The sequence below is a fragment of the Rivibacter subsaxonicus genome (assembly GCF_004217215.1).
In the GTDB taxonomy this organism is placed as follows: Bacteria; Pseudomonadota; Gammaproteobacteria; order Burkholderiales; family Burkholderiaceae_C; genus Rivibacter; species Rivibacter subsaxonicus.
Genome location: NZ_SHKP01000007.1, coordinates 1 through 23,614, shown reverse-complemented (window position 1 = coordinate 23,614; position 23,614 = coordinate 1). Strand labels below are relative to the sequence as shown.

The 23,614-nt window shown below is 69.3% G+C and carries 21 protein-coding genes; 3 read left to right on the top strand and 18 right to left on the bottom strand.

Annotated elements, in window-relative coordinates; all coding sequences use genetic code 11:
- The 10 genes from EV670_RS13295 to EV670_RS13245 all read right to left on the bottom strand — a co-directional run bounded on the left by EV670_RS13295 (position 1) and on the right by EV670_RS13245 (position 9,871).
- On the bottom strand, positions 1-804 hold the full coding sequence (locus tag EV670_RS13295; protein WP_130432909.1) for an NYN domain-containing protein: 804 nt from the start codon (positions 802-804) through the stop codon (positions 1-3).
- A 26-nt stretch (positions 805-830) separates the two neighbouring features.
- Entirely contained in the window at positions 831-1,880 is a 1,050-nt protein-coding gene (pyrC, locus tag EV670_RS13290) for a dihydroorotase (protein ID WP_130432907.1), read from the bottom strand.
- 27 nt (positions 1,881-1,907) lie between these two features.
- Complete coding sequence (locus EV670_RS13285) at positions 1,908-2,639, bottom strand: hypothetical protein (RefSeq protein ID WP_130432905.1); 732 nt, start codon at positions 2,637-2,639, stop codon at positions 1,908-1,910.
- A gap of 245 nt (positions 2,640-2,884) precedes the next feature.
- Entirely contained in the window at positions 2,885-3,619 is a 735-nt protein-coding gene (locus EV670_RS13280; RefSeq protein WP_130433757.1) for an amino acid ABC transporter ATP-binding protein, read from the bottom strand.
- 22 nt (positions 3,620-3,641) lie between these two features.
- The gene (locus tag EV670_RS13275) at positions 3,642-4,307 is read right to left on the bottom strand and encodes an amino acid ABC transporter permease (protein ID WP_130432903.1); all 666 of its coding nucleotides are present in this window, start codon (positions 4,305-4,307) and stop codon (positions 3,642-3,644) included.
- Positions 4,307-5,053, bottom strand: coding sequence for an amino acid ABC transporter permease (locus tag EV670_RS13270; protein ID WP_130432901.1), 747 nt, complete (start codon positions 5,051-5,053; stop codon positions 4,307-4,309). Before EV670_RS13270 ends, EV670_RS13275 begins: the two co-directional genes overlap by 1 nt.
- A 101-nt stretch (positions 5,054-5,154) precedes the next feature.
- The gene (locus tag EV670_RS13265) at positions 5,155-6,057 is read right to left on the bottom strand and encodes an amino acid ABC transporter substrate-binding protein (protein WP_130433755.1); all 903 of its coding nucleotides are present in this window, start codon (positions 6,055-6,057) and stop codon (positions 5,155-5,157) included.
- A gap of 128 nt (positions 6,058-6,185) precedes the next feature.
- Positions 6,186-7,103, bottom strand: coding sequence for a LysR substrate-binding domain-containing protein (locus tag EV670_RS13260; RefSeq protein ID WP_207225073.1), 918 nt, complete (start codon positions 7,101-7,103; stop codon positions 6,186-6,188).
- 36 nt (positions 7,104-7,139) lie between these two features.
- Positions 7,140-7,700 carry a YaeQ family protein gene (locus EV670_RS13255; protein ID WP_130432897.1) on the bottom strand — a complete coding sequence of 187 codons (561 nt, stop codon included), beginning with the start codon at positions 7,698-7,700 and terminating at the stop codon, positions 7,140-7,142.
- 311 nt (positions 7,701-8,011) lie between these two features.
- Positions 8,012-9,871: an ABCB family ABC transporter ATP-binding protein/permease gene (locus EV670_RS13245; RefSeq protein WP_130432895.1), complete on the bottom strand. Its 1,860-nt coding sequence runs from the start codon at positions 9,869-9,871 to the stop codon at positions 8,012-8,014.
- A gap of 48 nt (positions 9,872-9,919) precedes the next feature.
- On the opposite strand from EV670_RS13245, the gene EV670_RS13240 reads away from it, so the two are divergent.
- On the top strand, positions 9,920-10,327 hold the full coding sequence (locus EV670_RS13240; RefSeq protein ID WP_130432893.1) for an acyl-CoA thioesterase: 408 nt from the start codon (positions 9,920-9,922) through the stop codon (positions 10,325-10,327).
- 104 nt (positions 10,328-10,431) lie between these two features.
- Here EV670_RS13240 and EV670_RS13235 read toward each other — a convergent pair whose 3' ends face one another.
- The 5 genes from EV670_RS13235 to EV670_RS13215 form a co-directional block, all read right to left on the bottom strand.
- On the bottom strand, positions 10,432-11,067 hold the full coding sequence (locus tag EV670_RS13235) for a protein-methionine-sulfoxide reductase heme-binding subunit MsrQ (protein WP_130432891.1): 636 nt from the start codon (positions 11,065-11,067) through the stop codon (positions 10,432-10,434).
- A gap of 65 nt (positions 11,068-11,132) precedes the next feature.
- On the bottom strand, positions 11,133-12,140 hold the full coding sequence (gene msrP, locus EV670_RS13230; protein WP_130432889.1) for a protein-methionine-sulfoxide reductase catalytic subunit MsrP: 1,008 nt from the start codon (positions 12,138-12,140) through the stop codon (positions 11,133-11,135).
- 82 nt (positions 12,141-12,222) lie between these two features.
- Positions 12,223-13,668, bottom strand: coding sequence for a c-type cytochrome biogenesis protein CcsB (gene ccsB / locus EV670_RS13225; protein ID WP_242616966.1), 1,446 nt, complete (start codon positions 13,666-13,668; stop codon positions 12,223-12,225).
- The gene (locus EV670_RS13220) at positions 13,665-15,884 is read right to left on the bottom strand and encodes a cytochrome c biogenesis protein ResB (protein WP_242616965.1); all 2,220 of its coding nucleotides are present in this window, start codon (positions 15,882-15,884) and stop codon (positions 13,665-13,667) included. The genes ccsB and EV670_RS13220 overlap by 4 nt, the downstream gene beginning before the upstream one ends.
- Positions 15,885-16,053: 169 nt before the next feature.
- The gene (locus EV670_RS13215; RefSeq protein ID WP_130432887.1) at positions 16,054-16,674 is read right to left on the bottom strand and encodes a c-type cytochrome; all 621 of its coding nucleotides are present in this window, start codon (positions 16,672-16,674) and stop codon (positions 16,054-16,056) included.
- An 84-nt stretch (positions 16,675-16,758) separates the two neighbouring features.
- Between EV670_RS13215 and yihA the strand changes: the two genes are divergently transcribed.
- Both yihA and EV670_RS13205 read left to right on the top strand, forming a co-directional pair.
- Positions 16,759-17,505, top strand: a complete 747-nt coding sequence (gene yihA, locus EV670_RS13210) for a ribosome biogenesis GTP-binding protein YihA/YsxC (protein ID WP_130432885.1) — start codon at positions 16,759-16,761, stop codon at positions 17,503-17,505.
- Between the two features lie 10 nt (positions 17,506-17,515).
- Positions 17,516-18,451 (top strand): alpha/beta fold hydrolase, encoded by a 936-nt coding sequence (locus EV670_RS13205; RefSeq protein ID WP_242616964.1) that lies wholly within the window; start codon positions 17,516-17,518, stop codon positions 18,449-18,451.
- Here EV670_RS13205 and EV670_RS13200 read toward each other — a convergent pair.
- From EV670_RS13200 to EV670_RS13190, 3 genes are all read right to left on the bottom strand, one after another.
- A complete protein-coding gene (locus EV670_RS13200) occupies positions 18,448-19,320 on the bottom strand; it encodes a thermonuclease family protein (protein WP_130432883.1) in 873 nt (290 codons plus the stop codon). The genes EV670_RS13205 and EV670_RS13200 overlap by 4 nt on opposite strands.
- Before the next feature lie 111 nt (positions 19,321-19,431).
- Positions 19,432-21,756, bottom strand: a complete 2,325-nt coding sequence (locus EV670_RS13195; protein ID WP_242616963.1) for a patatin-like phospholipase family protein — start codon at positions 21,754-21,756, stop codon at positions 19,432-19,434.
- 67 nt (positions 21,757-21,823) lie between these two features.
- On the bottom strand, positions 21,824-23,422 hold the full coding sequence (locus tag EV670_RS13190; RefSeq protein ID WP_130432881.1) for a capsule assembly Wzi family protein: 1,599 nt from the start codon (positions 23,420-23,422) through the stop codon (positions 21,824-21,826).
- Between the last annotated feature and the right edge of the window lie 192 nt (positions 23,423-23,614).

Here is a 23,614-nt window from a genome sequence, read left to right as displayed (position 1 = left end):
TCAGGCACTGCCGAGGAAGCGCACGCTCTCGGGCTTGTCGCTGTCGGGCAGCAACTCGAAGTGCGCGCCCTGCTTCTTGAACAGCGCCGTGGTCTTGGCGTTCTTCTTGAGCACGCCGAGATCGTGCAGCGCCTTGGCGACGCCGTTCAGGCGCACCGGAGCGCCGCCGCGCAGTTCGGGGCAGGCATCGAGCACCTGTTGCACGGCCTCGGGCAACGGCGGCTTTGGCGGTGGGGCCTTGAGCCTGGCGCTGCGCTTGGCGGCTGCCTTCGCGGTCGGCTTGCGAGCCGGGGCGGCCACCGGCATCGGAGCCACCGGCTCGGCGGGCGCCGCAGCCGGCTCGCGGCGACGCGCCTTGACCGGCTCGCGCGGCTTGGCGACGGCACCGAGCACCGTGAACTCGTCGTAGACGCGCAGGTAGTCGCGTCCGACGTCGCTGGCCGACTTGCCTTGCTGGCCAAAGCCGATCACGCGCGCGCCGAGTTCGCGCAGCCGCACCACCAGCGGCGCGAAGTCGGTGTCGGAGGACACCAGCACCACCTCGTCCATCGGCTGGCGCAGCAGCAGTTCGACGGCGTCGATCGCCAGCGCAAGATCGGTCGAGTTGGGCCCGGCAAAGGTGCTCGGCAGGAAACGGATCGCGTGGTCGCGCGCCAGCTCGGCAAACTCCACCGCCTTCTGCACGCTGCCGTAGGCGCGGCGATGCTGCAGCAGGCGCGGCTCGCGGCCGAGGATCGCCAGAACCTCGGCGACCAGTTCGACCTTGACGTTGTCGGCGTCGATCAGCAGCGCGGTGCGAATCATGGTGAGCGGCTCTCGATGGAAGAAGCTCAGGCCGCCAACTTCCAGCCGAGCTCCTGCCCACCCCGCAGCGGCTTCAGGCCGGTCGCGCCAAAGGGCAGCACCTCGGGCAGCGCCCAGCTTTCGCGCTTGAGTGTCACCGTGCCGCTGTTGCGCGGCAGGCCGTAGAAGTCGGCGCCGTTGAAGCTGGCGAAGGCCTCGAACTTGTCGAGCGCGCCAGCCGCCTCAAAGGCCTCTGCGTAGAGCTCGAGCGCCGACAGCGCGGTGTAGCAGCCGGCCGCGCAGACCGACTGCTCCTTCATGTTTGTCGCGTGCGGCGCGCTGTCGGTGCCGAGGAAGAACTTGTGGCTGCCCGAGGTCGCGGCCTCGACCAGCGCGATGCGGTGCTGCTCGCGCTTGAGCACCGGCAGGCAGTAGAAGTGCGGGCGCAGGCCGCCGGTGAAGATGGCGTTGCGGTTGTAGAGCAGGTGGTGGGCGGTGATGGTGGCCGCGGTCTGCGCGCTGGCCCCCGCCACGTACTGCGCCGCCTCCTTCGTCGTGATGTGCTCGAGCACGACCTTGAGCGCGGGAAAGTCGCGCTGCAGCGGCGTCAGCACGCGGTCGATGAACACCGCCTCGCGGTCGAAGATGTCGATGTCGCCGTCGGTCACCTCGCCATGCGCGAGCAACAGGATGCCCTCGCGCTGCATCGCTTCCAGCGTCTTCGCGCACTGGCGCAGATCGGTGACGCCGGCGTCGCTGTTGGTGGTGGCGCCGGCCGGGTAGAGCTTGAGGGCGACGATGCCAGCCTCGCGTGCGCGGCGGATCTCGTCGGGCGGCGTGTTGTCGGTCAGGTAGAGCGTCATCAGCGGCTCGAAGTCGCTGCCCGCTCCATCGCGCGGCCGTGCGGCCAGGATGCGCTCGCGATAGGCCAGCGCCTGCGCGGTGGTCGTCACCGGCGGGCGCAGGTTCGGCATGACGATCGCGCGCGCGAACTGGCGCGCGGTATCGGGCAGCACCGCAGCCAGCGCGTCGGCATCGCGCAGGTGCAGGTGCCAGTCGTCGGGGCGGGTGATGGTCAGGGTATCCGGAGCGCTCATGCCCCGGATTGTCCGCCAGCGGCCCGCCTAGAAGCGATAGCCCAGCTTGGCCGAGAAGGTGGTCGCGTCTCCGGTGCGATCGGCCTCGAGCAGGATGTCGCCGATCAGCAGGTTGAAGTTCACGCCGGCAAAGAATTTCGCCTGCGTGATCGTCTCGCTGGCCAGCGTCGGCAGGTCCCTGGGCTTGACCGAGCTGCGCACGCTGCCGATGCCGGCATAGGGCGTGGCGAAGGCAAAGCCCTTGGAGATCGAGACATCGACCGAGGCGCTGCTGAAATCGAGCTGGTCGATGCCGTTGCTGCGCGTGCCGGCCAGCCGCAGCGCCACCGCGGGCGTCGCGACGCCGCCCTCGATGAAGGCCCAGCGCAGCTCGGCACCGAGCAGCGAGCCGCTGACATCGGGCAGGCCGCTGTAGGAAACACCAACGTCGATGCTGAACGGCAGGCCCTTGATCGCGCGCAGGCTCGGCACCGGCAGCGTCGACGGCACGCTCGCGCCCAGGCTGGCCTTGCGCCAGACATCGCGGTTCTGCAGCTCGGTGCCGCTGACGGCAACGCCGAGGTCGAAGCCGACCCAGCCCAGCGGATCGGAGGGCGACAGCGGCTTGTGGGAGGCGACCGCGCCAAGGTCTTCGGCGAGGCGGTGGAACTCGCCCTGGTCGAGCAGTTGCAGCGAGTTGAGATTGGCGGCCTGGACGGCCAGCGGCGCAGCAAGCGCCAGCGCGGAGGCAAGGGCGCCGCGACGGAAAACGGGGTTCAAGAAATACGGCTCCGGACTGAGGGAGCGCGGATGCTAGCGGCGGGCGCAGCGGCCGGCCGTGACGGAATGCAGCGTCTGCGCGATTGCTGCCTGCTGTTGCAGGCTCATGCCGGTCGCAGAGCTCCGGGTCTTCGGGCCGTCCAAGGTCGAACCATCGGCCCTGGAGCTGCGGGCTCATGCCGCTCGCAGAGCTCGCGTCCTTCGTCCCGTCCAAGTCGCCGCAGGGCGACTTGGAGCCGCGGGACTCAGTGCGCGAGGATCTTCGAGAGGAAGTCCTTGGCGCGCGGCGAGCGCGCCTCCGGGTCGCCGAAGAAGTCTTCCTTCTTGCAGTCCTCGATGATCTTGCCCTGGTCCATGAAGATCACGCGATGGCTGACCTTCTTGGCGAAACCCATCTCGTGGGTCACGCACATCATCGTCATGCCCTCGTGGGCCAGCTGGACCATGACGTCGAGCACCTCGCCCACCATCTCGGGGTCGAGCGCCGAGGTCGGCTCGTCGAACAGCATCACGTTCGGGTCCATGCTGAGCGCGCGCGCGATCGCCACCCGCTGCTGCTGGCCGCCGGAGAGCTGGCCGGGGAACTTGTCCTTGTGGGCGTTGAGGCCGACCCGGTCGAGCATCTTCAGGCCACGCGTCTTGGCCTCGTCGGTACTGCGGCCGAGCACCTTGATCTGGGCCAGCGTCAGGTTCTCGGTCACCGACAGGTGCGGGAACAGCTCGAAGTGCTGGAACACCATGCCGACCTTGGAGCGCAGCTTGGGCAGGTCGGTCTTGGCGTCGCCGACGCTGACGCCGTTGACGGTGATGTCGCCCTTCTGGAAGGGCTCGAGCGCGTTGACGGTCTTGATCAGCGTGCTCTTGCCGGAGCCCGAGGGCCCGCAGACCACCACCACGTCGCCCTTGCTGACGCTGGTCGTGCAATCGGTCAGCACCTGGAAGCTGCCGTACCACTTGCTGACGTTCTTGATCTCGATCATGGCTGACATGTTGCGAGGCTCCTCAACGGATGATGGCGATCTTCTTCTGCAGCCGCTTGACCAGTGTCGACAGCGCAAAGCAGATCACGAAGTAGACGACCGCGGCGGCCAGGTAGGCCTCGACCGGACGGCCGTTGTTCTTGCCGGCGACCTCGAAGCCCTTGAGCAGATCGTAGGCGCCGATTGCATAGACCAGCGAGGTGTCCTGGAACAGGATGATGGTCTGCGTCAGCAGCACCGGCAGCATGTTGCGAAAGGCCTGCGGCAGCACCACGTAGCGCATGTTCTGGCCGTAGCTCAGGCCCACCGCCTGGCCCGCGAAGACCTGGCCGCGCGGGATGCTCTGGATGCCGGCGCGCATGATCTCCGAGTAGTACGCCGCCTCGAAGATCGTGAAGGTGATCATCGCCGAGATCTCCTTGCCGATCGGCCGGCCGATGATGGTCGGGATCAGCAGGTAGAACCACAGGATCACCATCACCAGCGGGATCGAGCGCAGGCCGTTGACGTAGATCGTGGCCGGCACCTCGAGAAACTTGTTGCCCGACAGCCGCATCAGCGCCAGAACGGTGCCGAGCAGGATGCCGCCGATCATCGCCACCAGGGTGAGCTGGATGCTGAAGACCAAGCCCTTCAGCACGAAGTCCTGGATCAGCGTCCAGTTGTAGAAGCTCCAGTCGAGATTCATCATTTGCCGCCCCCCACGTAGCCGGGGACGCGCACGCGCTTCTCGATGAAGGCCATTACGCGATTCACCGCGAGAGCCGAGACGATGTAGAGCGCGGTGACGCCGAGGTAGACCTCGATGCCGCGCGAGGTTTCCTCCTGCGCCTGCATCGCGAACTGCGTGAGCTCGGCGATGCTCACCGCGAAGGCCACCGAGGAGTTCTTGATGATGTTCATCGCCTCGCTGGTCAGCGGCGGCAGCACGATGCGAAAGGCCATCGGCAGCACCACGAAGCGATAGGTCTGCGGCAGCGTCAGGCCCATCGCCGAGCCCGCCATCATCTGGCCGCGCGGCAGGCTCTGGATGCCGGCCCGCACCTGCTCGGCGACCCGCGCCGAGGTGAAGAAACCGAGCCCGAAGACCACCAGCACGAAAGGCGAGACGCCCTTCATCACCGGCAGCAGCGCCGGGATCACGTGGTACCAGAGGAACAGCTGCACCAGCAGCGGGATGTTGCGGAACAACTCGACCCAGGCATTGCCGAGCCACTGCAGCGGCTTGCTCGGCACAGTACGCAAGGTGCCCATCAACGAACCCAGCAGCAGCGCAACGACCCAGGCGCAGGCCGCGACCGAGAGCGTCCAGCCCCAGGCCGAGAGCATCCAGTCGAGATAGGTGCGGGCGTCAGCGCCGCCGAAGCAGCCGCGGACGATCTCGCCGTCGATGGTGTCCTTGCAGAACACCTGCCAGTCCCATTGGTATGCCATGGCGGTCTCTGGTGGGTGTCGGGGCCGGCCGGGCCGTGCCTCGTCTCAAACGAAAAGCCCACCCGCGCGCGGGTGGGCTGCAAGGCTTCAGGCCATTGCCGTCACTTCTTGACCCAGGCCTCGGCCGGGTTGTCGTTCGGGTTGGCCCAGGCCGCCTTGGTGTTCTCGCCGGCCGGCAGGTTGACGTTGATGTTGCGCGGCGGGATCGGCGACTGGAACCACTTGGCGTACATCTTCTGGATCTCGCCGCTGGTGATCAGCTTGCGGATCGAGTCGTCGACCGCCTTCTTGAAGGCCGGATCGTCCTTGCGGAACATCACCGCGATCGGCTCCACCGCCAGCACCTCGCCGACGATCTTGAAGTCTGCCGGGGTCTTGGCGTTGGCGATGTTGCCGGCCAGGATGTTGTCGTCCATCACGAAGGCATCGGCGCGGCCCGACTCGAGGATCAGGAAGCTGTCGGCGTGGTCCTTGCCGAACACCTCGTTGAAGTTGATGCCGGTGGCGCGCTCGTGCTTGCGCAGCGTCTGCACCGAGGTCGTGCCGGTGGTGGTGACCAGCGTCTTGCCGTTGAGCTGGTTGATCGAGTTGATGCCCGACTTGGCGTTGACCGCGGTGCGCACCTCGGTCACGTAGGTCGTCAGGCCGAAGGCGACCTGCTGCTGGCGCGCGGTATTGTTGGTGGTCGAGCCGCACTCGAGGTCGACGGTGCCGTTCTGCACCAGCGGGATGCGGTTCTGCGAGGTCACCGGCGTGTACTCGATGGTCAGGCCCGACAGGCCGAGCGCCTTGCGCACGTCGCCGAGCACATGCTCGCAGACGTCGATGTGGTAGCCGGCGAACTTGCCGCCGCCGAGCGTGTACGACAGCGGCGAGGACGACTCGCGCACGCCCATCGTCACCTTGCCGCTGGACTTGATCTTGGCCAGCGTGTCGGAGGCCTGGGCCTGGGCGGCACCGGCAGCCACCAGCGTGGCGGCCAGCACGAGGATCGATTTCTTCATCATCGGCAAGGACATGGAAACTCCTTCAAGGGTTCGAGTTCGATCGGCGCAATGTACCTGACAGACTGCCACTGACGATGCCGGGAAACACGCAGATCGGCGGCTGCGGACCGGGCGCCGGCACCGCTTCAGCCAGGCCCGCGCAGGTGGTCCCAGAGCGCCAGCGCGCCCGGCTTTGCATGACGAGCAAATTCCGTGCGCTCGCGGTAGATCCGCACCTCGATGGTGAGCTCCAGCCCGCCCGAGGGCGCGGCCGGCACCAGCTGGCGCGCCTTGAGTTCCTTGCGCACCGCACTGGCCGGCAGGAAGGCCAGGCCATGGCCCTCGAGCGCCATCGCCTTCAGGCCCTCGGCCATGTCGGTCTCGTAGATCGGGTCGAGCTGCAGCGGCGTGTCGGCCTGCTTGATGATCAGGTCGACCATCTGGCCGAGGTAGGCACCGGCGGCGTAGCCGAGGAAGGGCAGACGCTCGGAGCTGCGCCCCGGCAGCCGGAACAGCGGCTCGCCGTCCGGCCCTGCCTTGGCGTAGGCGGCGATGCGCTCCTCGCCCAGGCTGAGCCATTCGTAGCGGTCGCTCGACAGCTGCAGCGGCTGCGCCGGGTGGTGGTAGGAGATCAGCAGGTCGCAGCCGCCCTCGGCCAGCCGCAGCACCGCGTCATGCACGTTGAGCGCGATCAGCCGGCTCTTGACCGGGCCGAAGCTGCGCTTGAGGCTGGTCACCCAATGCGGAAAGAAGGCGAACGCCAAGTTGTGCGGCACCGCGAACTCGATCATGTCCTGCCCCACCGCCCGGTGGCCGCGCATCAGGTTGCGCGCCACCTGCAGCCCGCCGAGCACCTCGAGCGCCTGCGCGTGCAGCGTCTCGCCGGCCGGCGTGAGCCGGGTCGGGTACGAAGAGCGGTCGACCAGGTCGGTGCCGGCCCAGGCCTCGAGCGCCTGGATGCGACGCGAGAAGGCCGGCTGCGTCACGTGGCGCAATTGGGCCGAGCGCGAGAAGCTGCGCGTCTCGGCCAGGCTCACGAAGTCTTCCAGCCACTTGGTTTCCACGCGCCGCAGTGTAGCCAGCGGCGTGACGAACCGGACTCAGCGCGGTTGCGCCAGCTTGAGGTCCTCGGGCACGAAGTCGACCGTCTGGCGATCGTTGCCAATCCAGACGTGGCCGTCCTGCACCGTGCAGTTCAGTCGCATGCTGCGTTCGGCCAGCCCCACCAGCGCGGCGCTGGCATCGGCGTCGATGCGGCGCACGCGCAGGCCGGGCAGCTTCTCGAGCGTGGCCCGGTTCTGCTGCCACCACAGGCCGCCGGTGCGGCCGTAGACGTAGAGCAGCTGCTCCTGCGCGCGGTGGCTGGCCTTGCGCAGCCACTTCTCCTCCGGCTGGCCGACGTCGATCCAGAGCTCGATCTCGTCGGTGTAGCTGCGCCGCCAGAGATCGGGCTCGTCCATCTCGGTCATGCCGCGCGCAAACTGCAGCGGCCGCTGCTCGGCCTCGCTGGCATGCAGCGCGTAGGCTAGAAGGCGCATCATCAGGCGCTCCTCGTTCTCGGAGGGGTGCTGGGCCAGGGTCAGGGCGTGGTCGCCGTAGTGCGGGCGATCCATGTCGGCGATCTGCAGATCGGCCTTGTAGATGGTGGACTTCAGGGCCATGGGCTTCTTTTCGGGTAGTCGGCGAGTCTGTCACAGGCTGACGCCAAGCTGCCGATGGCGACCCCTACCGGGCCCGGGTCGGTTAAATTCGGCACTCAACGCATCCTGAGGAGCGCAAGCTGGCCACCCCGAACTACTCCTACGAGAAACGCCAACGCGAACTGGCCAAGAAGCGCAAGAAGGAAGAAAAGCTTCAGCGCAAGGCCAGCGGCAAGCCGGGCGACGACGGCGACGCGCCGGCCGACGCCGACGATCAGGCCGCGACCGAGGCTCCCGGCGATACCCCGCCGGCCAACGTCGGCTGACCCGCCTCAGGCGGTCGTCGCCGCCTCGGCGCCGCTCTGTTGCAGCGCCCACATGCTCGCGTAGCGCCCCTGTTGCGCCAGCAGTTGCCCGTGCGTGCCGCGCTCGACGATGCGGCCCGCCTCCAGCACCAGGATCTGATCGGCGTCGACCACGGTCGACAGCCGGTGCGCGATGACCAGCGCGGTCTTGCCGCTGGCCGCGCGCCTCAGCTCGGCCTGGATCGCGCGCTCGTTGGCCGAATCGAGCGCCGAGGTCGCCTCGTCGAAGATCACGATCGGCGGGTTCTTCAGCAGCGTGCGCGCGATCGCCACCCGCTGCTTCTCGCCGCCGCTGAGCTTGAGCCCGCGCTCGCCGACCATCGTCGCGTAGCCGAGCGGCGTCGAGGCGATGAACTCGTGGATGCGCGCGGCCTGAGCGGCGGCCTCGATCTCGGCCTGGCTCGCGTCCGGACGGCCGTAGCCGATGTTGTAGGCCACGGTGTCGTTGAACAGCACCGTGTCCTGCGGCACGATGCCGATCGCCCGGCGCAGGCTGGCCTGGGTGACGCTGCGAATGTCGGTTCCGTCCAGCGTGATCGCGCCGTCGCCGACGTCGTAGAAGCGGTACAGCAGCCGCGCCAGCGTGCTCTTGCCGGCGCCCGAGGGCCCGACCACCGCCACCGTGTGGCCGGCCGGGATCTCGAAGCTCAGGTTGCGCAGGATCGGCCGGCCCGGTTCGGCGCCGGCCTGGCCGCGCTCGTAGGCGAAGCTGACGTTCTCGAAGCGCAGCGTCGGCGGACCGGCGAGTTGCAGCTCGCGCGCGTCCGGCGCGTCCTGCACCTCGCGCTCGCGCTCGAGCAGCTGGAACATCTTGTCGAGGTCGGTCAGCGACTGCTTGATCTCGCGGTAGATCACGCCCAGGAAGTTGAGCGGGATGTAGAGCTGGATCATGAAGGCGTTGACCATCACCAGGTCGCCGAGCGTCATCGTCCCGGCGACCACGCCCTCGGTCGCGCGCCACAGCATCGTGATCAGCGCGGTCGCGATGATCAGCTGCTGGCCGGTGTTGAGCATCGACAGCGTGGTCTGCGATTTCAGCCGCGCGCGCCGCAGTTGCTCGAGGCTCTCGTCGTAGCGCCGGGCCTCGAAGCCCTCGTTGTTGAAGTACTTGACGGTCTCGTAGTTCAGCAGCGAGTCGATGGCGCGGCTGTGCGAGCTCGAGTCGAGCTCGTTCATCTTCTTGCGGAACTGGGTGCGCCATTCGGTCACGCTGACGGTGAAGCCGATGTAGATCACCAGCGCCGCACCGGTGATCCAGGCAAAGCCGGTGTCGAACTTGACGGCCAGGATGGTCAGCACCAGCGTCACCTCGACCAGCGTCGGCAGGATGCTGTAGAGCGAGTACGAGATCAGCGACTGCACGCCGCGCGTGCCGCGCTCGATGTCGCGCGTCATGCCGCCCGTCTGGCGCTCGAGATGGAAGCGCAGGCTCAGGGCATGCAGGTGGTCGAAGACCTCGAGTGCGATATGGCGCGCCGCACCCTCGGTGGCCTTGGCAAAGACCAGCTCACGCAACTCGGTGAACAGCGAGGTCGACAGCCGCAGCAGGCCGTAGGCCAGCAGCAGGCCGATCGGCACCACCAGCATCGCCGCCGGATCGCCGGCCTGCACGTTGAGCGAGTCGACCAGGCGCTTGAGCAGCAAGGGCACGCCGACATTGGCGACCTTGGCGGCGATCAGGAAGCTCAGCGCGAAGCCGACCCGCCAGCGGTAATCCCAGAAATACGGCAGCAGCCGGCCCAGCGTGGCCCAGTCGCTGCGCGCGCGCGCCGGCGCGGCGGTCGTCACCGCGCTCGGCGCTGCACCCGCGGCCTCATGCCCGCGCATCGCCGACAATCCCGTTTCGTTGTTCCTGCTTCAAGACAAAGATCTCCCATGCCACCCGATATCACCACCCAACTGCCGACCGACATGGACCTGGTGATGCGGGTGATGCCGATGCCGGCCGATGCCAACGGCAACGGCGACATCTTCGGTGGCTGGATCATGGCCCAGGTCGACCTCGCCGGCTCGGTGCTGCCGGCGCGCGTGGCCAAGGGCCGCATCACCACGGTGGCGGTCAACGAGTTCATTTTCAAGCAGCCGGTCTCGGTGGGCGACCTGCTGAGCTTCTATGCCCGGGTCGAGCGCGTTGGCCGCACCTCGATCACGGTGCACGTGGCCGTCTATGCCGAACGCAACCCGGCCGATCTGGTGGTGGTCAAGGTGACCGAGGCCAACCTGACCTTCGTCGCGATCGATCGCGAGGGCAACCCGCGCGAGATTCCGCGCGCCGCGGTCTAGGAAAGCAGAGGGCGGTCTCGGCCGGCGCCGGGCCGCCCCAAGCCGGCCGGCGCCCCCGCGGGGGGCAGCGCAGCGGCGAAGCCGCAAGCGTAGGGGCTCACAACCTATCGGCGCTGGCGCGCCCAGCGCCAGACGCGCGCGCCGAGCAGCACCGCGAGGATGCTCGCGTACACCGCGACCTCTTCGTAGTTGTGCTTGGCCGAACGCATCCAGAAGAAGTGCAGGATCGCCAGCCCGGCCACCGCGTAGACCAGCCGGTGCAGCGCCTGCCAGCGCGCCGCGCCGAGCACCTTGACGGCTCGGTTGAAGGAGGTGAGCGCCAGCGGCGTCAGCAGCACGAAGGCGCTGAAGCCGACCAGGATGAAGGGCCGCTTGCCGATGTCCTTGGCGATCTCAGCGACGTCGAAGCCCATGTCGAGCCAGGCAAAGCACAGCAGGTGCAGCAGCACGTAGAAGTAGGTGAACAGGCCCAGCATGCGGCGCAGCCGGGCCAGCGCGTGCCAGCCGGTCCAGTGGCGCAGCGGCGTGACCGCCAGCGTGAGGCACAGGAAGCGCAAGGTCCAGTCGCCGGTGGCGCGGATCAGCGCCTCGGCCGGGTTGGCGCCGAGCGTCTCCGTGAATGCGCCGTACAGCAGCCAGACGAAGGGCAGCAGGCACAGCGCAAACAGCAGCGGCTTGGCCAGCGGACGCAGCAGCCAGCCGTTGACGCCGGCCGGCCGCGGGCGCGGGCTTGGGTGCAAGGGCCGCACGTTGCCGCCGCGGGCGGCGAGCGAAGACGAGGCCTCGGCCACGGCGCGCCTGCGCTTCAGTAGTACTTGACCAGGTCCATGCCGGCGTAGAGCTGGCCGACCTGGGCCTCGTAGCCGTTGAACATCTGGGTCGGGCGCTTCTTCTGGAACAGCCCGTCCTCGCCGATGCGGCGTTCGGTGGCCTGGCTCCAGCGCGGGTGGTCGACCTTCGGGTTCACGTTCGAATAGAAACCGTATTCCTGCACCGCCGCCTTGACCCAGGCCGTCTTCGGCTCCTTCTCGACGAAGCGGATCTTGACGATCGACTTGGCGCTCTTGAAGCCGTACTTCCACGGCACCACCAGCCGCACCGGCGCGCCGTTCTGGTTGGGCAGCACCTCGCCGTAGAGGCCGACCGCGAGCAGCGCCAGCGGATGCATCGCCTCGTCGATGCGCAGGCCCTCGACGTAGGGCCAGTCGAGCACGCTGCTGCGCACGTAGGGCATCTGCTTGGGATCGGCCAGGGTGTGGAACTCCACGTACCTGGCGTTGCCGGTCGGCTCGACGCGCTTGATCAGCTCCGACAGCGAGAAGCCGACCCACGGGATCACCATCGACCAGCCCTCGACGCAGCGCAGCCTGTAGATGCGCTCCTCGAGCGGGGCGAGCTTGAGGATGTCCTCGATGGCGAGCGTCTGCGGCTTCTTGACCGCGCCCTCGATCGCCACCGTCCACGGCCGGGTCTGCAGCGTGTGGGCGTTGCGCACCGGGTCGCTCTTGTCTGTGCCGAACTCGTAGAAGTTGTTGTAGCTGGCAATGTCCTTATAGGCGCTGAGCTTCTCCATCGTCAGCGCGCCGGGCACCGCGCTGCGCTGGGCGGCCAGCGGCGCGAGCTGGCCCGGCCTGGCAACCGTCCCGTCCTGCGCGCGCGCCTCGCGCTGGGCCCACAGCGCCATCGCACTGCCGGCGGTGCCGGCGGCGAGCGCCTTGACGAAGGCGCGCCGCTGCTCGTAGACCGCGCGCGGCGTGATCTCCGATGGCGTGGCGTGTTCGAAACCGTTGGCGTGGCGCTTGAGGATCAGCATGGAAGGCTCTCGCAGTCGATACGGTAATCCCGTTCTGCAGTTCAGTCGTTCCCGCGACGCCGATCCTTACAGGCCAGGGGGCTTAGAGCGTGCCGTAGGAGTGCAGTCCGGAAAGGAACATGTTGACACCGAGGAAGGCAAAGGTCGTGACCAGCAGGCCGATCAGTGCCCACCACGCCGCGAGCGCACCGCGCAAGCCCTTCATCAGCCGCATGTGCAGCCAGGCCGCGTAGTTGAGCCAGACGATCAAGGCCCAAGTCTCCTTCGGATCCCAACTCCAGTAGCCACCCCAGGCCTCGGCCGCCCACAGCGCGCCGAGCACGGTGGCAATCGTGAAGAAGGCGAAGCCGACCGCGATCGCCTTGTACATCAGGTCGTCGAGCAGTTCGAGCGAGGGCAGGCGGGCGGCAATCGGCCGCCGCAGCAGCAGCGTGAAGCTGCAGAACAGCAGCACTCCGCCGACCATGCGCATGGTCTTGGCAAGCGCGCCGGCGGTATCGGGCGTCACGCCGCCGAAGCCGATGAAGGCACCCAGCACCGCCAGCAGCGCCAGCGGGATGCCGACGAAGGCCACCAGCAGCGAGCGCAGCGGCGCGCTCTTGAGCAGGTAGGCCCAAGCCACCATCGCCGACAGTGCGAAGGTGCCGTAGCCGACGAAGTTGGCAGGCACGTGGATCTTCATCCACCAGCTCTGCAGCGCCGGCACCAGCGGCTGGATCTCGTGCGCCTCGCGGGCCAGCGTGTACCAGAGCAGGAAGCCGACCGCGCTGCTGACCACCAGCATCACGAAGGCGCTCACGGCATGCATCGAGGCCTCGCCGGCCAGGCCGGCGCGGGCACCGGCGCTGCCGCCGGCCGCGAGCTGCCGGTAGCGCGAGCTGAAGAACAGGTTGAACAGCGTCGTCAGCCAGACGAACAGCACAAAGACCTCGTAGAGGTTGCTGACCGGAATATGGCCGACGTCGGGCGCGATCTGGTGGCTTTCGTACCAGCGCACCAGCGTGCCGACCAGCGCCATGTAGACCGCGCCCCAGGCAAACACCTCACCGATCTGGGCCGCGCCCTGGACCCGGCCACGGCCGAGCAGCCCGATCCAGTAGAACAGCGTGGAGAGAAACACCAGCAGGCTCATCCACAGGATCGCGGTCTGGCTGGCGAACAGGTACTTGAGCAGGAAGCGCTGCTGGCCGGCCGCGAGGTCGGCGCCGAAGGCATCCGGCGTCTGCGCATAGAGGCCGATCGCCAGCAGCGCGGTGGCGCCAACCGCGATCGTCAGCGTGCGCAGCGCGCCCCAGAACCAGCCGAGGCCGATCATCAGCGGTACCGCGCCGACCAGGATCGCCGTCTCGTAGACATCCATCGCGCCGCTGTAGCGCACGAAGGCAAAGCCGGCCGCGGCGACGACCAGCAGCGCGAACAGCCAGTCATAGGCGCCCAGGCGGCCGATCAGGGCCGAGCGGCCGATGTGAAGCTCGGTGGTGGTGGGCGGCGTGGCCGCGCCGGGGGCGGTGGTCGTGCTCGCGCTCATCTGCTTGAAACTCCTGCGGGTTGTGGCGTGGGGCCCGGCAGCAGCGCATCGCGCCACTGCTCGAACTCGCGGTCGGTATCCATGGTCTGGCGCGTGCTCGACAGCGCGGTGCGGACGTGGGTGCCGCCCTGGTCGTCGGCCTCGAGCCAGACCCAGAGGCGGCGCTCGCGCACGTAGAGCATCGAGAACACGCCGATGATCAGCAGCGCGCAGCCGAGGTAGACCAGCGTCTTGCCGGGTGCGCGCGTCACCTGGAACACGCTGGCCTGGCGCTGCTCGAAGCCGCCGAGCATCAGCAGCGCCGGCGCCGGGTAGTGGACGCTGTCGGACAGCGACATCAGCGCCTGCGTCATGAAGGCCTGCGTGGTGTCGCCGGCGGCCAGGGGCTTGAGCCCGTCGCGCTCGCGCGCCAGGTTCATCAGCTCGAACAGCGTGCCGCCCAGGATGCGCACCAGCACGCCCGAGGTGCGTTCGCGCTCGGCGGCCGGCACATTGGCCTCGAGGAAGTCGGACAGGGCCTGCAGCCCCGCGCTGGCCGGCTTGCCCTCGACGGCCGGCTCGGCGCCGCTGAACAGGCCGAGCGCGCGCCGGGCCGAGACCTCGAGCTGCTGCGCGAGCTCGGGCTTGTCGGCCGGCACTGCGAGCTGCACGTAGCGGTGCACCGCCTGCGCCCGCAGCGCCGGGTCTGCGAGCGCGCCGCGCAGGCGCATGAAGCCCTCGAGGCTGCCGTTCTCGTCGGCCGGGATGCGCAGGTAGCGGAAGGCGTCGCTCGGGTTCTCGCGCACGCCGGCCAGGAACACGCTCTGGCCGTCGAGCATGACCGGCAGCATGTAGTTGCTGTACTCGCGCGCCTGGCCCGAGGCGTCGCGCAGCTTGTAGCTGAACGAGGGGCCGATGTTGCTGAGCTTCTTGTCCTTGCCATTGGCAGCACCGGAGCCGAGATGCTTGTCCAGGCTCTGGCGCAGGTCGACCGCGCGCACGTCGGTGGCGCCGGCGGACTCGGAGGGCGCGAGGTTCTCGACGTTGATCGCGCGCAGCCCGGTCAGCTCCAGCTTGAGTGGCTCGCCGCTGCCGGGCGCCGAGAGCGACTGGCTCGAGCCGACCTTGCCCTCGAGCTCGAAGGGCTGGCGGCCGCTGCCGGCCAGCGGCCAGGCCTTGATCTGCAAGGCCGAGCCGCCATCGTCGAAGCTCGACTGGTAGATCGCCACGCCGCGATGGATCGCCGGCTGGTTGACGCGGATCGTCGCCGGCGTCACCGCGCCAGTGTCGCGATCGTGGATCAGCACCTCGCTGGCGAACAGCTTGGGCATGCCAGTCTCGTAGTACTCGACGATGAACTTGCGCAGCTCGACCTCGAAGGGCAGCGGCTGCAGGACGACGCCGTCGCGCAGGTTGATCACCGCGGTGCCGGAACGGTCGCGCTCGGCGACGAAGAGGTTGCCGCGATAGGTCGGGTTGGCCTCGCTCAGCACATGCTCGGCCGGCACCGTCGCCGGGATCGAGCCGCCGCCGAAGGCGCTCTTGCCCTGCAGCGCCATCTGCGCGCGCACCACCAGGTCGCCGTCGAACAGGCCGCCGATGCAGACCAGCACGATCGCGCCATGGGCGCTGAGGTAGCCCAACTTGTTCACCGCACCCTTGCGGGCCGCGATCATCACCCCGGCGGACTCGCCGCCCGGCACACCGCCGCTGCGCTGCTGCGCCCTGGCGCGCCAGCCGCTGGCGGCGAGCAGCGCCGAGACATGCGCCAGCGCCGCTTCGCGCGGCAGCTCGAGGCGGCCCTCGGCGCGGTGGTGGAAGGAGCGCAGGCTGCTGGCGCGCAGGTGTTCCTTGTAGGTGCGCAGGTCGACCAGGATCTTGGGCAGGTTGCGCGCGATGCACAGGCTGGTCGACAGCACCAGGAACGCGAGGATCAGCAGGAACCACCAGGCGCTGTAGATCGCATCGAGGCCGAGCGCGACGAAGAAGCGGGCCCAGAACGGCCCGAACTGGTTGACATAGTTGACCGCCGGCTCGTGCTGCTTGACGACGGTGCCGATCACCGAGGCGATGCAGATCACGCTCAGCAGCGTGATCGCAAAGCGCATCGACGACAGCAATTCGATCGACTCGCGCGCAAGGCGCGAGCCGGAACGCAGCTGGATGCCCTCGGTGCTGGGCTGTTGCGCCTCGTCGAGACGGGGTGCGGTGCTGGCGGTGGTGCCTGAGACAGCCATGGATTCAAATGATCGGCGCCCGGTGGCGCCGCGATGGGAGAACATCTACAGACACGTTCTGCCCACCAAAGTTCTGGAACAAGCAACAAGGCCGGCAAATGCCGGCCTCATTGCTCTCTGTCGGCGTTCGCCGCGCGGCCGGATCACTGCGATCCGGCGCTGGCCCGCGTCACTGCAGGCCGGCGCTGTAGTCGGCAACGGCCTTGATCTCACGGTCATTGAGCCTGGCCGCGACGCCGCTCATCTGGATGCTGTTCTTGCGCACGCCATCGCGGAAGGCCAGCATCTGGGCCTGCGTGTAGTCGGCGTGCTGGCCGGCCAGGCGCGGGAACTGCGACGGGATGCCGGCTCCGGTCGGGTTGTGGCAGCCGGCACAGGCCGGGATCTGGCGGTCGGGCAGGCCGCCGCGCCAGATGCGCTCGCCGAGCGCGACCAGTTCCTTGTCCTTGGCAAAGCCCGGCTTGGCCTGCTTGGAAGCGTAGAAGGCGGCGACGTTGCGCATGTCTTCCTCGCTCAGCGTCGCGGCCATGCCCTGCATGACGGCGTTGGCGCGCTTGCCGGCCTTGAAGTCGGCCAGTTGCTTGACCAGGTACTCCGGATGCTGGTTCTGCAGGATCGGGTTGGCCGGGCTGCCGCGGGTGCCATCGGCGGTGTGGCAGGCGGCGCAGACCTGGGTCGCGGTCGCCTCGCCCTTCTTCAGGTCGGGCTTGGTCGCGGCCTTGGCCGTTTCGGCGTGAGCCGGCGCCACCAGAGCGGCGGCAAGCAGAAGCGTCGTCAGGGCTGACTTCATGATGGATATGGTTTGTTCCGCGTGGAGTTGCTGCGATGCGCAGGGCCGCGGCACCGAGCACAACGCATGATTTTACAATGTCCCATGAGCGCCCCCGAATCGACACCGCAGAGCCCGAATCCGACCGCTGGCGCCACCCCCCGCACGCCCGAGGCCGCAGCGTTGGCCTGGGCCCATGGCGCGCGCTTTCTCACCACCGCGGCGCAACTGGTTCACCTGCCCTCGACCGACCTGCCGGAGATCGCCTTCGTCGGCCGCTCCAACGCCGGCAAGTCGACCGCGATCAACGCGCTGACCCAGCGCCGGCGGCTGGCCTTCGCGTCCAAGACGCCGGGCCGCACCCAGCACATCAACCTCTTCGAACTCGGCCCCAAGGACGCGCCCGACGCGCTGCTCGCCGACCTGCCCGGCTACGGCTACGCGGCGGTCGAACGCGCCGCCAAGCATCGCTGGCAGAAGGTGATGGCCGACTACCTGGAGAGCCGGCGCATGCTCGCTGGCGTGGTGCTGCTGGTCGATTCGCGCCACGGCCTGACGCCGCTCGACCAGCGCCTGCTCGAGTTCGTCGGCCCGCGCGTGGCCACCGGCGAGGTCAAGCTGCTCGCGCTGCTGACCAAGGCCGACAAGCTCAATCGCAACGAGGCCACGCGCGCCGTGGCGCAGGCGCAGCAGGCCTTTGCCGAGATCGCCACCGAGCATTCCGACATCGGCGTGCTGCTGTTCTCGGCGCCGCAGCGCCAGGGACTGGGCGACCTCGCGCTGACGCTGCGCGGCTGGGCGCCGCCGCGTCCGGCGGTGCTGGCACCTGCCGCGGACCTTGCGCTGGACTGAGGCCGGCAGGTTGAGCGTCCCCGCCCTGCCCGCCGGCATCCGCGGCCAGAACTTCGATCTGCCGCATGGCATCCGGCTGTCATGCCGCGTCGCTGGCGCGCCCGACGCGCCGCGGCTGGTGTTCCTGCACGGCTTTCCGCAGGCCGCCTTCATCTGGGACGAACTGCTGCTGCATTTCGCGCCGCGCTTCCTGTGCATCGCGCCCAATCTGCGCGGCTACGAGCATTCCTCGGCGCCGGCGGAGGTCGAGGCCTACAAGCCGCGTCACCTGGTGGCCGACATCGCGGCACTGATCGAGGCCAGCGGCGCCGGCCCGCTGGCGGCCCTGGTCGCTCACGACTGGGGCGGCGCGCTGGCCTGGAACCTGGCGGTGGCCCGGCCCGCGCTGCTGCAGCGCCTGGTGATGATCAACTCGCCGCACCCGGGCACCTTCCTGCGGGAGTTGCAGCACAACCCGTTTCAGCAGGCGGCGAGCGCCTACATGAACTTCCTGGCCCGACCCGATGCCGCAGCGCTGCTGGCCGAGGACGACTTCAGGCGCATGTGGCCCTTCTTCCTCAACATGGGCGGCGAGCGCTGGCTGAGCCCGGCGCTGCGCCAGACCTACCGCGCGCTGTGGCGCGGGGACGGTTCCACCGAGCCCGGCCGCGGCCTGCTCGGCCCGGTGAACTACTACGCCGCCTCGCCGCTGCGACCACCGACCGCGCAGGATGCCGGCGCCGCCAGGATCCAGCTCGGTGACGAGCAGCTCACGGTGCGGGTGCCGACCACGGTGGTCTGGGGCGAGGCCGACATCGCGCTGCCGACCGGCCTGCTCGCCGGCCTCGAGCGCTGGGTGCCCGATCTGGATCTGCAGCGCGTTCCGGGTGCCAGCCACTGGATCCTGCAGGAAGACGCAACGCCGGTGATCGCCGGCATCGAGCGCGCGCTGGCGCGCGCGCCCTAGGGCGCCGCCAGGCCCAGATCGACGCGCGCCTGGCGGGTGTCGGTCAGCCAGTACCAGAGCCGGTACGGCGGCGGCACGTCCCAGAAGCCGAAGGGACCGACATCGGCCATCGTGCGCAGGTCGACGCAACTGCGCTGGAAGGCCGCGCGCGCGCCGTCGGCGCCGCTCTCGACCTCGGCCAGCTTGATGCAGGCGCGGTACTCGTAGCCCAGCAGCAGCCGCCGGCCGTAGGCGTCCCAGACGCCACGCTTGCGCAGCCAGGCACGCTCGGCCTCCTCGATCAGCAGCGCCCAGTCGGTGTTCGACGGCAGGCTCGGGTATATCGGAAAGCAGGCCGCGTAGCCCTGCGCCACCATGTCGAGGTTGAAGGTGCGCCGGCGCGGATCGCCGCGCGGCGGCAACTCGTCGGGCACGAAGTACGGCGCAAAGTAGGCCAGCAACCGGCCATAGCTGTCGATCAGCTGCCCGGCCGGAACGATCGCCAGCGCGCGCCGGCTGCCGTCGTCACGCGTCAGGCGCCGCTCGAGCAGGGCATCGAAGGCGGCACTCGCCATCTGGCCAGCCGCGATGTGCTGCGCCGCCGCCTCCGGCCCGAGCCGCGCCAGCAGGTAGCGCCGCAGTTCCTTGGGCAGCAGGCTGGCATAGAAGTCGCCCGCCAGCCGCTCGCGGCAGCGATCGAGCCGCAGCTGGGCGGCCACCGGTCCGCCGGCGTAGCCGCTCTTCTCGGGCGTGTCGCAACTGAGCATCCGGATCGGCTGCTCGATGACCGGCGTGTCACCGTCGGAAGCGCGCAGCAGCTTGCGCGGCGCGGCCGCGCGCGTGGTGCGCGCAAAGCCGAACCTGGGAACGACGATCGCGGGACCGGGCATGCAATTCCCCCCGGCCCGCACCCGGGCCGCAGGGCGCAGCGTCGCCGACCAGCGGCCCGCGGCACCATCCCTACGCCACCGCCGGCGCCCGGCCGACCCGTGCCGCCTCGCTCAGGGCCGGCCCAGGAACAGGTAGATGCCGGCCGAGCCGCGCGGCGCGTAGGTCAGGCCCAGGTAGAGCGGGCCGATGCCGGTATCGGCCGCGATGTAGGCGCTGTAGCCGGCACGCAGGCTGCCCAGGCTCATCGCCGAGCGATCGTTCCAGCCGTTGCCGGCCTCCAGCGAGAAGCCCGCCACCAGGCCGCGTGTCATCTTGGGCGGCGTGAGCTGGTAGCGGTACACCGCGCGCCCGAAGACCATGTAGTTGCCTTCGACCTGGCCCGGCTGGTAACCCGAGAGCATCTGGAAGCCGCCAAGGTTGTAGAAGCCCTGGCCGGCGTCGGCGGCGCCACCGGCCAAGCCGGTGCGACCGTAGAACACGATGGTGTGGCGCTTGGCCGGCGTCAACGCGAGCGTCGCGTCGGCCTCGAAGCGCGCGAAGCGGTCGTCATCGCTGGCGGCCGCACCGCTCGTGTGAACGCCACCTCCCGCCAGATCGGCAACGACCCGGTAGCCCCGACTCGGGAAGTAGGCGTAGTCGAGCTGGTCGAAGGTCACCCGCGTGCGCAGGCCGATTTCGCTGCGCGTGGTCGACTCGCGCGGACCGACATAGTCTTCGCTCAGCAGGACCGGCTTGTCGGTCCAGCGTTGCCAGTAGGGACCGACGCGCAGTTCACCCAGATTGCCCCAGGGCTTGCCCAGGTCCACGCCGACGCGGCCCGCGGTGCGCCGCAGACGACCGGACTCGGGACCTTCGGGGCCGCTGTAGAGCACGTACTGTTCGCGCCCGAAGAGCATTGCCGGCGCGACGAACCAGTCCCAGCCGGGCAGCGGGCTCCAGTTCAGCGGCCGGTAGAGCTCGGTGAACCAATACGGCGAGGTGCCGATCTGCAGGATGTTGCGCCACTCGGTGCCGCGCTCGTCGAGCCAGTGGCGATCGTGCGAGAGCTTGATGTTGAACTCGCTGACGCCGCTGAAGTCGGTGCTGAGGTCGAGGCCGATGCGGAAGTAGTTCGGCCCCCAGTCCTTCTCGTCGAGCACGAAGACCAGGCCATCGTTGCCCAGCTCGTCGCGGGCGAGCTGGAAATCGACCCGCGAATAGTCGCCGCCGGCCGCGAGTCGTACCGCATCGCGCGCGGCGGCCGGCTCGTCGAAGACCTGGCCGGGCTTCGACTCGAGCTGCGGCGCCAGGCGTTGAGGATGCGTGATCTCGGCGCCGGCAAAGCGAATGAAACCCAGCTCGGGCGTCGGATCCGCGGTGCGGCTGCGCGCCAGCAACCACTGGTCGTAGCTGGCTGGCTCGAGCGCGAGCCCCGCCAGCTGGACCACCTGGGCATTGGCCTGCAATTCGCCGAGCTTGACGAAGTCGCGCAGGCGCGGGAAGTCGCCCGCCGTGAGCTCGCCCAGCTCGGGCGCGATCAGCAGGTCCTTCGGGCCCAGCGTCGCCAGGCTGCGCTGCACGTTCTGCTCGGTGAGGATGCTGATCATCTGCACCGTCACGCCGACGATCGAGCCGAGCGTCTCGCGCCCGGAGAGTGGGGTGCCGATGTTGACGACGATCACGATGTCGGCGCCCATCGCGCGTGCGACGTCGATCGGCACGTTGTTGACGAGGCCGCCGTCACCGAGGATGCGGCCTTCGATCTCGGTCGGCGCAAAGACACCCGGCACGCTCATGCTCGAGCGCATCGCCAGCGCCAGGTCGCCCTGCTTGAGGATCAGCGCCTGGCCGTTCTCCATGTCGGTGGCGACCGCGCGAAACGGCGTTGGCAGCTTGTCGAAGTCGGTGATCGATCGCACCGGCAGCGTGTAGCGGCGCAGCAGCAACTCCAGGCCACGGCTCGAGACGGTGCTGGTCGGCAGTCGCACTTCACCGTCGCGCATGCCGACCTCGATCGCCGGGGCGACGACGAAGTCTTCGGACTTGCGCCGCTGCGACAGCGCCGAACGTTCGACCCGGTTCGTGAACAGCGCATCCCAGTCCACCTTGCCGAGCTCGGTCTCGATCTGCTCGGCACTCATGCCGCTCGCGTAGAGACCGCCAATGATCGCGCCCATCGAGGTGCCCGCGATCACGTCGACCGGCACCCGCTCGCGCTCGAGCACCTTGAGCACGCCGACGTGCGCCATGCCACGCGCGCCGCCGCCCGACAGCACGAGACCGATGCGCGGGCGCGAGGTGGTCGGAGCGGGCGCCGGGGGCTGAATCGCGGCCGACGCGGCGGCCTCGGGCGGCACGGTCGGCACGCGTGTCTGTGCAGGAGCGCTGGCGGCCAGCATCAGGCCGGCAATCGCCGCGCCGAGCCAGAGCGCCTGGCGAAAGAACGGACGGGACATGCGCCGATTGTCGCGGCGCCCTCGCCAACGCCCTGTTGCAGCACCGCCTCAGCTTTCGTGGCAAGGCTCAGCGCGGCTCGCCCAGCCGCCACTCGAGCCGCAGCACGACGCCCCACGACCGCAGGTCCTCGCGCCCCTGCTCGCGTTGCCAGACCAGGTCGCCGCGCCAGCGCAACGAAGGGCGCTCGCCCTGCAGCCGCAACTGCGCGCCGCGCCAGTGGCCCGGCACCGGGTGGGCCGCGTTGATGGCCTCCGCGCCGTCGCGCGCGAGCTGGGCGTTCCAGATGCGCAACTGGGCCCGCAGCGCGTCGGGATCGTCGAGCCGGATCCAGTCGAGCGCGACCGAGGCGCCCTGCCCGCCGCCGCCCATCGGCGAACCCAGCGGCAGCCCGCGCTGGTAGTGGCCCGAAGCGAAGGCGCCGTGGCGGTAGGCCGGGCCGTCGCTGCTGTAGTTGAGGCCGAAGCCGCCGCGCAGGCGGGTGTCGGTACCCTCGAGCGACCACTGCAGGCGTTGACCACCCATCACATGGCCCACCTGCAGACCGACGGTGCCGAAGTACTTGCTCGGCAGCCCGCCCGCCTCGTCCTCGCCAACGCCGTGAGCCCAACCGACCAGGGTCGCGCTCGGCAGCGCGAAGGCGTAGCGCAGGTCGAAACCAGCAATCTCGTTGCTGGGATCGGGCCCCTGGCTGGTCGGGTCGTCGATGTTGGAGCGACCGGTGAGCGCGCGCAGCAAGGAGCCCGGACTGTTGGGCCGGCCCGCGCCGCCCCAGTAGACGTAGCGCGAGATGCCGAGCTCGAGCCCCTTCAGCGGCCGCGCCGCCAGCCTCAGGCCGAGCGTGTTGGAGCCGTCGGGCACGGCCTCGTAGGGGCGACCGGCCGACAGCTCCCAGGTCCAGGGTCCGACCCACGCCATCGGCGCCCAGGTGGGCGCCGACTCGCCGGCGCGGCGCAGCAGCAGGCCAGGCACCGGCTGGGCCACGTTGCCGAGCACCGGGCTGGCGGCCGGCGACGGCCCCCACCAGCGGTCGACCGCCGCCAGCGCCGCGACCACCGGGCCGACTTCGACCGCCGCGAAGCTGCCGTCGATCGTGAGTTCGCTGCTCTCGCGGCGGTCGATCGGATCGATCGCGCCGCGGGCGCTCAAGCGCAGCGCCCAGCCGGCGTCGCCGGACTGCAGCGTGAGTTCGGGCTCGGCACGCGAGCGCACCGGGGACTCGGCGTCGATGGCGGGCCGGCGCGCCGTGTTGATGCCGATGCCGACCACGACCGGCGAGCGTTGGCGCGCCAGCGCGATGCGGACCCGCGCCAGCGCGTCGGCATCGGCCGCGGCCAGCGGTGCGTCGGTGGCCAACTCGAGCCGGGCCAAGGCCTTCTCGACCGTCGAGGCCGGCATCGGCCAGGTGCCGAGCGTCAGGTCAGGCAGGCGGCCGCGGTCGACCAGCCAGGCCAGGTCGTCGCGCAGCGCGGTGTCGCCGGCATCGAGCAACACCGGTCCGAGCGGCGTCCGTGCCACTTCGTCGGCAGCGGCCACCGGTACAACGCCACCGAGGCCCAGCATCGCGGCCAGCGCCAAGCCGGGGGTCCGCGCTCGGCCGCCGCCGCAAGGCACGACGCGCACGCGCGCCCTGCGGCTCGATCGGTCCACGCGGCTGGACACTGGCATGGATCACCCTGAGGTCGACGTTATGCGACGCATCGTGCTGGATGCTCTCGCGCGACGACACCCCCTATAACCGGCACGCGACGGCGCGTGCCGGGGGCCTTGTATCTTCCCGAAGACCGCAGTTGAGTTGTGAACTGCGGAGGTTTCGCGGTCGGTGCGCCAAACCCGATAGGCCTATGAGTTTGCAGCTCG